General features: G+C 42.2%; 11 protein-coding genes. 10 read left to right on the plus strand and 1 reads right to left on the minus strand.

What is annotated here, in order from left to right:
* Positions 1-213 precede the first annotated feature (213 nt).
* Positions 214-279 (plus strand): CGNR zinc finger domain-containing protein, encoded by a 66-nt coding sequence (locus B4F66_RS14375; RefSeq protein WP_366652729.1) that lies wholly within the window; start codon positions 214-216, stop codon positions 277-279.
* Positions 280-401: 122 nt separating this feature from the next.
* On the opposite strand, the gene B4F66_RS03125 is transcribed toward B4F66_RS14375, so the two are convergent.
* Positions 402-1,811 carry a TonB-dependent receptor gene (locus B4F66_RS03125; RefSeq protein WP_292356957.1) on the minus strand — a complete coding sequence of 470 codons (1,410 nt, stop codon included), beginning with the start codon at positions 1,809-1,811 and terminating at the stop codon, positions 402-404.
* A 518-nt stretch (positions 1,812-2,329) separates the two neighbouring features.
* On the opposite strand from B4F66_RS03125, the gene B4F66_RS03130 reads away from it, so the two are divergent.
* From B4F66_RS03130 to B4F66_RS03170, 9 genes are all read left to right on the plus strand, one after another.
* Positions 2,330-4,117 (plus strand): ABCB family ABC transporter ATP-binding protein/permease, encoded by a 1,788-nt coding sequence (locus B4F66_RS03130; protein ID WP_292356956.1) that lies wholly within the window; start codon positions 2,330-2,332, stop codon positions 4,115-4,117.
* Between the two features lie 591 nt (positions 4,118-4,708).
* Positions 4,709-5,314 (plus strand): DUF4142 domain-containing protein, encoded by a 606-nt coding sequence (locus B4F66_RS03135; RefSeq protein ID WP_292356954.1) that lies wholly within the window; start codon positions 4,709-4,711, stop codon positions 5,312-5,314.
* Positions 5,315-5,542: 228 nt separating this feature from the next.
* A complete protein-coding gene (locus B4F66_RS03140; protein ID WP_292356952.1) occupies positions 5,543-5,821 on the plus strand; it encodes a hypothetical protein in 279 nt (92 codons plus the stop codon).
* Positions 5,822-5,895: 74 nt separating this feature from the next.
* Positions 5,896-6,249 carry a PRC-barrel domain-containing protein gene (locus B4F66_RS03145; protein ID WP_292356950.1) on the plus strand — a complete coding sequence of 118 codons (354 nt, stop codon included), beginning with the start codon at positions 5,896-5,898 and terminating at the stop codon, positions 6,247-6,249.
* Positions 6,250-6,360: 111 nt separating this feature from the next.
* On the plus strand, positions 6,361-6,756 hold the full coding sequence (locus tag B4F66_RS03150) for an EF-hand domain-containing protein (protein ID WP_292356949.1): 396 nt from the start codon (positions 6,361-6,363) through the stop codon (positions 6,754-6,756).
* Between the two features lie 203 nt (positions 6,757-6,959).
* Complete coding sequence (locus tag B4F66_RS03155) at positions 6,960-7,445, plus strand: pyridoxamine 5'-phosphate oxidase family protein (protein WP_292356948.1); 486 nt, start codon at positions 6,960-6,962, stop codon at positions 7,443-7,445.
* 195 nt (positions 7,446-7,640) lie between these two features.
* On the plus strand, positions 7,641-8,939 hold the full coding sequence (locus tag B4F66_RS03160) for an efflux RND transporter periplasmic adaptor subunit (protein WP_292411635.1): 1,299 nt from the start codon (positions 7,641-7,643) through the stop codon (positions 8,937-8,939).
* Positions 8,940-8,941: 2 nt separating this feature from the next.
* Complete coding sequence (locus B4F66_RS03165; protein WP_292356944.1) at positions 8,942-12,082, plus strand: efflux RND transporter permease subunit; 3,141 nt, start codon at positions 8,942-8,944, stop codon at positions 12,080-12,082.
* Positions 12,083-12,535: 453 nt separating this feature from the next.
* On the plus strand, positions 12,536-13,186 hold the full coding sequence (locus B4F66_RS03170) for an LON peptidase substrate-binding domain-containing protein (RefSeq protein ID WP_292356942.1): 651 nt from the start codon (positions 12,536-12,538) through the stop codon (positions 13,184-13,186).
* The last annotated feature ends 18 nt before the right edge of the window (positions 13,187-13,204 follow it).

Genomic DNA, 13,204 nt, shown 5'->3' on the forward strand with positions numbered 1-13,204 from the left:
TCATTACAATTAAACATCCTTCAGAGATTATTGAATATTTCGTGAGGATAAAAACGCCTTAATTTTATCAATGATAAACGGACCTTCCTCCTCAAGCGCAAAGTGTCCTGTATTCAGCAGGTTATAATCCAGATCTTCTTCATCTTTTTTATACCCTTCAGTGCCCTCGACATAGCGAGTGAGCAGCGAACCTTAAATCCAGATTGTGTTTAGATGTTTGTGGATAACTCACGCAGCCATAAACGGAGATGGTGCCGTATGGATACCTGTGGTAATTGAGCGAAGGTCGCCAAACATTATCGAAAGGTAAAATCTTAACGAAAGACCAACGCAGGTTGAGTGAAAGACGCCAGTGTGGAGTTTCCCCTCAACCTAACCAAGCCTGGTTTTGCAATCACCCTCTAATCTGCAGGTTTATAACCAAACAGTTGCTGGGCTTTAATTTTTTCAGCGACCACATCAGGAACTAATTTTTCCCAGCCGGGCTCGTTGCTGGTGATCATTTTCAAGACATCCGGCGAAAAAATGTGCAGGTAATCTTCATTGAACTGTTCGATTTGTTCGATGTGATTACCCTTTTTCAGATACTCATACAGATACGTCTGTTTTTCATCGACCTGGAGATTATCGACTTTGAATAACGTGTTTGTTTCAGCGTCTTTGAAAGGATAAATATAGAGTTTGACGTTATTCTTAAATAACCGGCCAAAACCTTCCAGAATCCCACCATGTAACGTGGTGTAATAGTGATCATGAAACAACTCAATCAAACTATGCGCTCCCATCGTCAGCCCGATGCGGCGATTGGTGTAACGCGATAAATAGGTTGCCAAGCGATAGTACTCTGGATAGTCCGAAATCATGACCGTGTGTCCTGTGGCCTCCAACACATCTGCTCGACTAATAAAATCTTCCAGATCGATGCTGTCATTGCCATCAAGCAGGTTATGCATGGTGATTTCCATAATGGAAACGGTTTCTTCCGGAGACGAGTCATCCTCGGCTTCAAACTGTTTTCTGGCAGCATTGAGCATATCAATATTGACGTGGGTCACCGGACGGAACCGACCTCTTTCGACTAATACATTCTTCTTACGTAAATGCTCTGAGGGTTGAAGCACTCGGCCATCAGCCGAAAACATCGCGGCATCACTCAAGCCAAGTTGTACCAGTCTCAAACTGATAACACGGTTATCAACATGCAAGAAAGCATCACCATGAAAATCAATCATATCGACTTCAATACGATCCGTGGTTAGATTATCCAGCAGTGATTTCACCAATAAGTCAGGGTTATGGCTTAAATGAAATGCACCATGTACCAGGTTCACACCCAGAATGCCCAGTGCTTCTTGTTGCAAAGCATTTTCATGGTCCAACATACGGACATGAATAATGATTTCGCTATGTGCAGCATGAGGTTGCGTCTGAAAACGAATACCCAACCAACCATGGCATTCATTGGTTCCGTGATAGTTACGTGCTGATACGGTATCAGCAAAAGCGAAAAAAGCCGTGTTATCGCCACGTTGCTCGCTTAAACATTCCACGATTAAGTGATATTCATGATCCAGCATGTCTTCCAGACGTTCACGAGATACATAACGTGACGCTTTGCCATAAATATCGTCGCTTACTTTCATATCGTATGCCGAGATACTTTTAGCAATCGTGCCTGCAGCACCACCGACTCTAAAGAACCAGCGAACAACTTCTTGGCCAGCCCCAATTTCTGCAAAAGAACCATAACGGATAGCATCAAGATTTACTTCAAGCGCCTTTGCGCCAGACGATAAGATTTTATGTTCCATACTATCCCTAGAAATGATGTTATCGAGTTGATTTATTACTGCGAATTCAGTGTGTAAAGCAGCATGTTTGTTCGCACTCATCGATTGTAACGACTTTGAGCATGAACTTGAAATGTGAGGCATTTTGGTCGTATTGGATAAGCCACTAAGCTTAACAAATCATTCTTTTTACACGCATTGAAACAAGCTTCTTTTCAAAATGCATTTACTATTAGAAAACATGCCTTTATGTAATTAAGTGATGGATAATGCAAAAGGCTACTCAACCGTTCTATCGACATGCATCTTTTTCGCTCGATTGTTATGAATGCAATCAATAAGTCTTAGATCATCTAAATCATCACGGATTAACTTTTTCTAGCAATATCTTTGCAGCATGCTTAATTGTGCTTTGCAGGGAGTGTTTGGGATAGATCCGGGGAGAGACAGGTCATACGCACGGTAAAAGGCGATAACATTATCGTTCTCAATTTATCTCAGGTGTTTTCCAAACACTTACACCATTAAAAGGATGTCTATTGCGATCGTTGTCTCCCCCACCAGACGCAGAACCGGCAAGACTAAGCTGGAAAACCCTAAAATCGTTATGGCCGTATCTTATCGAATATCGTGGTCGTATTGTCATCGCGATGTTGAGTCTTGTGGCGGCCAAGCTAGCGACTATTGTGGTGCCATTCATTCTAAAACATATCGTGGATGGTCTTGATAGTAACCAGTTACCGGATAAGATGCTTGCGCTGCCACTCGGTTTATTACTGGCTTATGGCGTTGCACGCCTTTCCACAACCTTATTTAACGAGCTTCGCGATACGGTGTTTGGTCGGGTTACCGAGCGAGCAATGCGCCGTATCGGACTTAAGGTCTTTCAACATCTTCATGCTTTAGAACTCGACTTTCATTTAAATCGACGTACGGGAGGTTTGTCACGCGACATTGAGCGCGGTGTTACCGGGGTGGGGTTTTTACTGCGGGTCATGGTCTTTAATATCGTGCCGACAGCGTTGGAAATGGTGTTGGTGATTGGTATTTTGTTACTTAACTATCATGTCGGCTTTGCATGGATAACATTGCTGGCAGTGGTCAGTTATGTGGCATTTTCAGTGTTAGTGACCAATTGGCGGCTGACATTTGTTCGTGAAGCGAATCAAGCTGACTCCACTAGTAATACTCGTGCTATTGATAGTTTATTGAATTACGAAACCGTCAAATTTTTTGGTAATGAGGATTTTGAAGCCAACCGCTATGATGACGAATTAGCTAAATGGGAACAGGCTCGGCGTAAAAATCGGTTGTCCTTATTTTTATTAAATGGTGGACAGGCGCTGATTATTGCCTCCGCGATGACAGCCATGACGGTGCTGGCAGCCTCTCAGGTCATTGCGGGACAAATCACGCTGGGTGATTTTGTCTTAATCAACGCTTTCACCATGCAGCTGTTTATCCCGTTGGGCTTTTTAGGCTTCGTTTATCGTGAGTTGAAAAGCTCAATGACCAATATTGAGCGGATGTTTGCGTTATTAGATAAATCCCCACAGATTAACGATAAACCGGAGGCCAAGCCGTTAGTCATTTCGGATGGCGCCATTGAGTTTGATGCGGTGAATTTTGGTTACAGTGACCGATTGCCGATCTTGAACGAGTTCAGTTTTAAGGTGCTGCCAAAACAAAAAGTCGCGGTGGTCGGCAGCAGTGGGGCGGGCAAGTCCACTTTAATAAAGTTGTTGTTTCGTTTCTATGATATTCAAAGCGGCAGCATTCGTATTGATGGTCAGGATATTCGCGATGTCACACAGGCCTCGTTACGCCAGGCAATTGGTATCGTGCCCCAGGATACCGTTTTGTTTAATACAACACTGGGTGAGAATGTCCGATATGGTCGTATTGATGCCACTGATGCCGAAGTAGAACAAGCCATAAAACTGGCCCATTTAGAAGACTTTATTACTGAATTGCCAGACGGTTTAAATACTCTGGTCGGAGAACGGGGCTTAAAGCTAAGTGGCGGTGAAAAACAACGTGTAGCCATTGCCCGCACGATTTTAAAACGTCCGCCTATATTGATGTTTGATGAAGCAACCTCATCGCTGGACAGTCATTCTGAACGTATTATTCAGGAGGCCATTCGCGACATTTCAAAGGGGCAGACCAGCCTGGTGATTGCACATCGACTGTCTACTGTAGTGGATGCCGATGTCATTGTCGTCATGCAACATGGGCAAATTGTTGAGCAAGGAACCCATGAATCCTTGTTAAAGCTGGATGAGGTCTACGCTAAGCTTTGGCAGTTGCAACAACAAAAGACATGACCCATTTCGAATAGTGGCTTTAGCCTATTAGGAACAAGGATTTGCACAGCGCATTTGGGCGCGAACTTTAAATTGCCCTTTCATCCGGCATGATCAAGATAGAGAAACCAGCCTTGTTAATGCTCATCTAAGCCCAAATAACAAAAATGTCTGTAGCTCTGTAAAACCAGTCCGTCAGGAAGGCTACGGTGATAGTGACGATTCATGAAGCAATTACGTTATATCGGTTGTAAAAAATTCATATCTCTCTGAATTTTCTTTTCACTTTTTATTAATAAATAGAAAAAACAACGTCAGTCAAAACGATTTCAAGTTAAGTGAGCAAGTTTATTCATCTCCTTAACTGCCTATTTATACTCATATTATATTTTCCATAAGCTGCTTAATAACTCAATTGGGCTGTCAATATTAGTGTTGGCATTCATATTGCGTTAAGCATAGTAATACCCCTTATCTTATTTAAATCGGGGGGAATGCCTAATTTGTATGCAGTTTCATAAATATTCCCCTGCTAAATACTTACAACTTTAGGAAAGCCCTCTCTTTTCACTTAAAGATGGGGGAGCGTTTCAAATGAAATGGAGAATTTATATGAAAAACAAACTCTTTAACGTTGCAATTTTAGCGACTTTGGGGCTTTCAACGGCACAGCTCCAAGCTGACGAAAGTGAAGTTGAGATACCCGATGAAAATACTATCAGTGCTATAGCAGCCGAAAACGCTGCGAATGAACCAAATCCTGATTGGGAGGATGATATGACGAGAGATCCAGTTGATGTTGAAGATTTCGTTGAAACAGCTTCTGCGAAAGGAATTGCTGAGATTGAAACAGCACGTATGGCTCTGGATGAAGGAACAGCCCAAATTCATGAGTTTGCTAATCGGATGATAGAAGATCATACAAAAGCAAATAACGAACTGAGAGACATCGCAAGACAACAAGATCTGGAAGTCGCTGACGATCCGACACTGATGGATATGGCTAAAGCCATGATGCTAAGCATTAGAAATGATGAATCATTCGACGACGCTTACATCGAAAATCAAATCAATGCTCACGAAGAGACTATTGAGCTGTTTGAACGTGCAAGCCATTCAGACAATGATGCAATCCGTGCATTTGCACGCGAAAAACTGCCCATTTTACGAGAACATTTACAGATGGCAAACGAACTCGAAGAGCAACTTGGAGATTAATTCCAAACTCAGTTTTAACTCAATATAAAGTGTCTTCAGTTTCTGCTTTCTCACTCAATAATTACATTGATGAGAGTAAGGAGGATTGGAGGTACTTTGGGTTTTTCTTTCCCTTGCTTAGAGAGAAAATAATATAAATAAAAACATCAAGTTAATAAATGTACTTTATTTCATTTATACGTAATTTAATCTGTGAAATTGTCAGGTTAGATACCGAAAGGAGAAATTATGATTCCCGAAGCGCTTAAACAAGCAAAATCTATCGAAGAGGTGGTTCAGATCATCGATAGTGGCGGCACAGAGTCAAGCTCACCGGAAGAGCTGGCGGCTGCTTATGCTTATTTACAGACCATGAAAAAAGAAAGCCCGGATAAGGAAGAGCTCCAAGTTGAGTTTAGGAGACTTATGGAGGAGGGCGCAATGTTTGATTACGCGTTAGCGTTGGAATATGCCGAAGCATGGCTCATTGATGCGTTAAATAAAGCAACAGCGTCACAAGGTTTATAAGCAACACAAAAACACAACGTGATTTTAAAAATCGGTGTAATTAACCCATAAAACTAATAAAACGGAGAATGGATATGAAATTCAACAATATAGTTTTATCTGCATCGTCACTTGAAGGTGACAAGGTTAAAAATGCTCAGGGTGAAGATCTGGGGAATGTTAAGGACATCATGATTAATACCGAACGTGGCCAGGTCCAATATTACGTCTTATCATTCGGTGGAATTTTAGGGATGGGTGATAAGCTTTTTGCCATTCCACCGCAAGCCATAGCGGTTGATACACAAGAAGAATGTCTCATCTTGAATGTGGATAAAGACACATTAGAAAACGCTCCCGGTTTTGATAAAGACAACTGGCCGAATATGGCTGATGAAGCCTTTCGGGATGAGGTATACGCTCATTATGGCTATGAATATCGAGTGTAATAAACGCCAGGAAAAGTCCGACAGTCAAGACGAAACTCAAGTCTTTGACTTGTCACTTTTATAAATATGTTTACTTTTCCTACTTCAAAACAAATTTAAAGGATAAATCGTATGAAATTTCTTAATTCAAATACAGTTTTTTTCCGAAAAAACAAACTGACAATGGCATTTATATTCGCATTGGGCAGTGTCAGCCTTTTAGCTTGTACGCCGGATAACGAAGTTACCGGAAGTTTAGATCAAAATGAATTTATTGATCGTGTAAGCGAACGTGGTGTTTTCGACGACTGGGATGTGAATGATGACAACCAATTGAGCGAAGATGAATGGAGTCAGCATGATGAATACAATTTAATTTATGAATCATGGGATCAAGATGGAGATGGACAACTATCTGAAAATGAATTTCATGAAGGCCTTTATCGCCATTACGACGGAAATAACAGCGGTGATATTGAGGAAAAAGAATGGAACGAGGCTAAAAACGCTGGCTGGATGGATATTTAATTAAGCATTAGAAACAATGAGTTCTTTAATAGCCCGGAACCTTCCGGGCTATTTGTTATCACTATTACAAGAAAGAAAATTTTTTTGTGTAAAGCTGATTTATCACTTTATTCAAAAAAATGGTAAAGCGTCATTGATATATCAAAAGCAGCGGTGTAATCGCTGTATTTTTATTTATAGTGTTCCATTAGGAGGTTTGCATTATGTCTAGTCCTGAACATAAGGAAAAAATTTGGGGAATGATAAAAGATATTAAAGTCGGCATGTTAGTCACACTCGATGGCGACATGCCACGTGCCAGGCCAATGCACCTAGTTCAGGATGCCTATGATGGCACTCTTTGGTTCTATACTCGTCGCAGTGCTGAGAAGGTTAGCGAAACGGATCGTGACCATGATGTCTGCCTGACCTTTTCTGATCAGGACAAAGGTGTATATGTCTCACTGTCGGGCAGTGCTCGGGTGTCAGATGATCAAACACTGATCGACAAATACTGGAATCCATTTATTGCTGCTTGGTTCCCTGAAGGTAAAGACGACCCAGATGTCGCCTTACTGGAAGTTAAAATTGAAATGGGCGAACACTGGATGGCAAAAGAGAATAAAGCCTTCCAGCTTTATGAGTTTGCTAAAGCCAATATCAAACATACCACGCCGAATATTGGCGAAAACGAAAAGTTTGGTGGTTAACAACAATCTGATAGGACTAAAGGGGGCCTGCTGTTTGGCATATCCTTTCAATAAGGATTGGCCCTCTTTTAAGTTCAAGGGATGAGTTTTTTACGCTGACTACTGACAGTCATATTCATTTCCATCCATGTGATTTAAAAGCATTTACTGTTTCTGAGTTAAATCAACATTAATGGAGTACTTGATTAGAAATGCTTGCTGAATATCTTTGCTATGAACGTTAGATTTTTGTCTGTTCTTGCCATTTTTGCACTTATTATCTCATTGTCGGCATGTGATGATAACCAGGACAATAATCAACAGAACGCATCACAACAGGGCGGAATGAGTCAACAGGCTATTGACGTGGGCTTTGTCGAAATTAAGCCAGTACGGATACAACACACGAATCAGCTTCCTGGTCGTGTAGTGTCTTATCAGGTCGCTGAAATCAGGCCACAAGTCAGTGGCATCATTCAGTCGCGATTATTCAAAGAGGGATCATATGTAGAAGAGGGACAGCAGCTTTATCAGATTGATGCCGCTCGCTATGAAGCTGATTACCAAATGGCCAAGGCTAATCTGCAAGATGCTAAAGCGCGAAGAGAAAATGCCCAAAACCTGGTAAATCGATATGAAACGCTGATCACTTCAAATGCAGTCAGCCAGCAAGAGTATGACAATGCACTGGCCAGCCTTGCTCAAGCTCAGGCTGCTGTAAGCCAAGCAGAAGCTGAAGTTAGAAGTGCAAAAATCAATTTAGACTACACGCGCGTATACGCACCAATAAGCGGTTATATAAGTCCGTCCAGCATTACAAAAGGTGCGCTCGTTACCTCTCAGCAAAGCGTTCCACTGGCGACTGTACGTCAGCTTGACCCTGTTTACGTGGATTTGTCACAGTCTGCATCAGAGGTACGGGATTTACAGGAGCGTTTATCTGCTGCACGGCTGAATAAAGAATCTCAATCTGAATATGAAGTTTATCTTTATCTGAATAATGCAACACAAAAATACCCACACAAGGGCACTTTAGACTCAACGGATGTTTCTGTTGATATACAGACTGCTTCAATACGATTGCGGTCTGTGTTTGATAATCCAGACACTATCCTGTTGCCGGGTATGTTTGTCTGGGCCTCCATAGAAGAGATTGGCCGTACAAAACAGATCGTGGTTCCTCAAAAAAGCGTTGTAATAGATGCTGAGGGTAGGAAAAGTGTTTGGGTTATTGATACTGAGAATAAAGCTGCCAAAACTCCTGTAACCACAGGGGCGGCCTATGGAAATAATTGGATTGTTCTTAATGGGCTAGAAAGCGGGGATCGTTTGATTGTAGAGGGGACGATGATGTTACGTGAGGGAGTCTTGGTAAAACCTGAACCAATCGATGTTGGATATGAGGACATGAATCTCGAAGTTGCACCGAATTCTCTTAAAGATGAAGCGCCACCCCCGATGGCCCCAAACATCAAGGTAGGGCAGCGACAGCAGAATAAAGTTGAGAACCGCTAGAAATGTTCTCACGCTTTTTTATAGGCCGCCCAATTTTTACCTGGGTTATCGCGCTTTTCATCATAGGGTTTGGTTTATTTTCGCTGTTTCAGTTGCCGATTGAACAATACCCCAACATTGCGCCGCCTAAAGTATCTATTACTGCCACATATCCCGGGGCTTCGGCTGAAACACTTGAGAATACCGTTACGCAGATTATCGAACAAAACCTGACTGGAATCGACAATCTTCGTTATATACAAGCGCAAAGCTCTTCCTCTGGCAGTGCCACCATTACGCTAACCTTTGAGCCTGGAACTGACCCGGATATCGCTCAGGTACAAACCCAAAACAAAGTCTCTAAAGCGTTATCGTCCTTGCCTACGATTGTTCAGCAGTTAGGTGTTCCTGTTGAAAAAGGTGGTAATAGTGAAGCGCTGATCATCGGCTTTTATTCCAAAGAAGGGGCAATGAGTCGGAATGATATATCCGATTTTTTGGCATCAAATATTGAAGAACCTTTGAGCCGCGTTGACGGCGTTGGTCAAATTCAGAGCTTTGGTTCTGAACATGCCATGCGGATCTGGCTCGATCCGCGAAGTATGAATAATTTCAATATTACCGCGCTGGATATTATTGATGCCATACAAGATCAAAATGTTCAGCTTGCCACAGGCGAAATAGGCGGCGCACCACAAGCAAAAGGGCAGCAGATTAATGCCACCATTACGTCGCAATCTCTGCTCTCTTCTCCAGAACAGTTTGAAGCCATTTTATTAACCGTTCTCGAGGATGGCTCAAGAGTCACATTAGGAGATGTGGCCCGAATTGAAATCGGGGCCGAGAATTATAATATTATCGGACGTTGGAACCGGCAACCAGCATCCGGTATCGCTGTCCAGCTTGCTCCCGGCGCTAATGCACTGGTGACGATTCAAAGCATCAAGGACCGTATAAAAGACTTCGATAATATTATTCCTGCCGATCTTGAAGTGATTTATCCCATTGATGTCTCAACTTTTATTGAAACATCGATCGTTAATGTGGTGAAAACGCTTTTCATGGCCATCGGTTTGGTTATTCTTGTTATCTTCATATTTCTACAAAATTTTCGTGCGACATTTATTCCAGCAATTGCTATTCCCATCGTTCTGCTTGGAACCTTCGGGGCTATCTTCATACTCGGTTATTCGATCAATGTTCTGACGCTTTTTGCACTGGTTCTTGCAATCGGTATGCTGGTCGATGATGCAATTGTGGTAACAGAAAATGTAGAAAGTAAATTAGAAAAAGATCCTGAACGTGACCCAAAGGAAGCCACAAAATCGGCTATGAAGGAGCTTTCCGGAGCCCTTATCGGCACTACGGCGGTTATCTGGGCTGTTTTTTTACCCATGAGTTTTTTTGAGGGCTCGGTGGGTGTGATATACCGCCAGTTTTCGGTGACTATCTCAGTCGCTATGGCAATATCGCTTTTTATAGCATTGACCTTGTCACCCTCTCTTTGCGGGGTGATTTTAAAATCCAGAAAAGCAAAAAAAGATAAAGGCGTTTTTGCATCATTCAATCATGGCTTTGAAGCTTTACGTCGAGGTCACAAAAACATGTTGGACGTATTGCTTGAGAATCGATTTGTCTTACCAGCATTGTTTTTAGTACTTATTATTATCGCCGTCTTAACTTTCCTTCGTATCCCGACATCCTTTCTCCCCGATGAAGATCAGGGCCGAATGTTTACACTGTTAAACGGGCCGCCCAGTTCTTCACTTGAACAAACAGTCGAAAAAGTTAAGGCTATAGAAGATTTCTACCTTGAAGAGGCTGGGGACGCCGTAGACGGTCTTTTTGCCGCTGCAGGTTTTAGCTTTTCAGGACAAGCACAAAATGTAGGTATCGCCTTTATCAAAATGAAAAGTTGGGAAGAGCGGGGTGAAGAAAATAGTGTTTTTAATATAAAAAACCGTGCAGCACAGTCTTTATCTAAAGTCCGTGATGCGATGATTTTTCCTCTGGTGCCGCCACCGGTCAGTGCGCTTGGTAATTCCGGTGGCTTTGAGTTTCAACTTGTTGATCGCGCGGGACTAGGCCATCAAGCGCTTGTTAATGCAACCAATCAGTTTTTAGGCATGGCCAATCAAAGTCCATTTTTGACGCAGGTTCGTTTTAACGGATTATCCGACAGTCCCCAATATGATCTAACGATTGATAACATCAAGTCACGTGCTCTTGGTGTTCCTATAAGCACTGTCAATCAGACGTTGAGCACCGCACTCGGTGGGACTTACGTGAATGATTTTTTAGAAAACGGGCGTATAAAACGCGTTTATGTGCAAGGTGACATACCTTTCCGAATGTTGCCTGAAGATATTGATGACTGGTACGTACGAAATAAAAATGGCGATATGGTACAGCTTGTAGAAGTTGCCACAGGTGAATGGACTTATGGATCACCTAAATTGACACGCTTTAATGGTGCAGCCTCAAGAGAAATACAAGGGTCCACTTCTCAAGGAGTGAGTTCGGGTAAAGCATTGCAGGAGGTTTTAAAAATAGCTGAAAAACTTCCTGATGGGCTGGAGGTGGCATGGACAGGTCTGTCCTATGAAGAAAAGGAGGCAGGCACCAATACACTTTTACTTTATCTGGTATCCGCTTTGGCCGTTTTTTTCATCCTGGCGGCGCTTTATGAAAGTTGGGCTATACCGGTTGCTATTATCCTAACCGTGCCTCTGGGTATTTTAGGTGCCGTACTGGCAACATGGAGCACTGGACAGGCTAATGATGTTTATTTTCAAGTTGGACTGTTAATTACTATCGGGCTTGCTGCTAAAAACGCCATATTGATTGTTGAGTTTGCGAAAAACAACTTTGAAGAGGGTCAAACGGCTTTCGATGCGGCTTATCAAGCAGCACAACAGCGGTTTAGGCCCATTTTGATGACGTCTCTTACTTTTATACTAGGTGTGTTGCCATTGGCTTTTGCTTCCGGCCCCGGTTCAGGAGCTCAGAATGCGATCTCTATCGGTGTTCTCGGCGGTATCATGACGACCACTTTCTTTGTGGTGTTCTTTGGGCCATATTTTTTCCTTTGGGTTTACCGTCTTTTTAAAAAGGACGTCGTCAAACAACACCAGACATCAAATCAAAGTGAGAGAAAAGCATGAAACGGGTTTCAATCCTAATGTTCGCGATGTGTTAGAAAGATCAAACAGTAAATCTCCATGATATGAAGAAATGTAGGTTGGGTTGAATTTATGAAGCTCAACAAGGGATTTGTAATTTTAGTTTATGATGGGATTTTTTGTCATATTTGAAATGTTTGGCTTCGTGCCTCAGCCCAAACTACCTTGCTAGCGAAGATTTTCAGCAACAGGTATTCGTCTGACATTCTGGACACCCGACGAATCTGAGGACTGGGTACTGGCCCATATAAGCCAATGAATAATTAGTCATCAGGTAGCCTGAGAGACAACAGATTGGAATCGATTAGGTTTGGGTGTTTTTAGCTAGATGTAATTTAGCAACTTGCGACCAAAAGCGGGTTTAATGGAAACACTGTTGCAAGGACGTTTGCTACTATGTCACCTTTAAGACTATAGGCAGGAACTGTTGACCCTATGATAGAAGTAGCGCTTTTCCCGATACCAGAATCAGTTAATTTTCCTGGCGTGCCCGTTCCATTGCATGTGTTTGAGCCACGTTATAGAAAAATGGTGAGATATTGTATCGAGAACGATGTGATGATGGGCGTTTGTCATATCCAAGGTATCGTTCGTAACATGACACAGATGCAGACAAGAGATGAAGCGCTTAACAGTAATCAATCTACCTATAAGCCTTGTGACGTTTTTTCTGCTGGCAAAGTAGAGCTTCAAGAGGAACTAGATGATGGCCGTATGGCTGTCATTGTTCATCTTGAAAAACGACTAGAGCTAAAACAAGTGCGACAGCAATTGCCTTTTTATATATGGGCTTGTGAGCCGTTTGAAGATGAACCGATTGAAGATGGCGACTTGATCAAATTAAGGCAAAGTCATGAAAAGCTGATGCAGCGTTTATTGGTTCTTGGCCATGGTAATGACGAATTTCAAAAAATGCTGGCGAGTGATAAATGGCAAAACCTATCAGCTGTTGAATTTAGCTTTATGGTAAACGGCTTATTCGACATGCCAGCAAAAATAAAACAAGAAATACTTGAAATGAGACAGCCACAACAGCGTCTAGATGCTTTATTAAAATTGTTAAATGCTATCGAGCAGAATTTTTAGTCTCAATATTAAAATTGA

The organism is Methylophaga sp. UBA3603 (assembly GCF_002375335.1).
In the GTDB taxonomy this organism is placed as follows: domain Bacteria; phylum Pseudomonadota; class Gammaproteobacteria; order Nitrosococcales; family Methylophagaceae; genus Methylophaga.

Excerpts from the sequence above, each read along its gene's own strand:
- B4F66_RS03125 (WP_292356957.1), bottom strand. The coding sequence starts at position 1,811 with ATGGAACATAAAATCTTATCGTCTGGCGCAAAGGCGCTTGAAGTAAAT.
- B4F66_RS03135 (WP_292356954.1), top strand. The coding sequence starts at position 4,709 with ATGAAAAACAAACTCTTTAACGTTGCAATTTTAGCGACTTTGGGGCTT.
- B4F66_RS03140 (WP_292356952.1), top strand. The coding sequence starts at position 5,543 with ATGATTCCCGAAGCGCTTAAACAAGCAAAATCTATCGAAGAGGTGGTT.
- B4F66_RS03145 (WP_292356950.1), top strand. The coding sequence starts at position 5,896 with ATGAAATTCAACAATATAGTTTTATCTGCATCGTCACTTGAAGGTGAC.
- B4F66_RS03150 (WP_292356949.1), top strand. The coding sequence starts at position 6,361 with ATGAAATTTCTTAATTCAAATACAGTTTTTTTCCGAAAAAACAAACTG.
- B4F66_RS03155 (WP_292356948.1), top strand. The coding sequence starts at position 6,960 with ATGTCTAGTCCTGAACATAAGGAAAAAATTTGGGGAATGATAAAAGAT.
- B4F66_RS03165 (WP_292356944.1), top strand. The coding sequence starts at position 8,942 with ATGTTCTCACGCTTTTTTATAGGCCGCCCAATTTTTACCTGGGTTATC.
- B4F66_RS03170 (WP_292356942.1), top strand. The coding sequence starts at position 12,536 with ATGATAGAAGTAGCGCTTTTCCCGATACCAGAATCAGTTAATTTTCCT.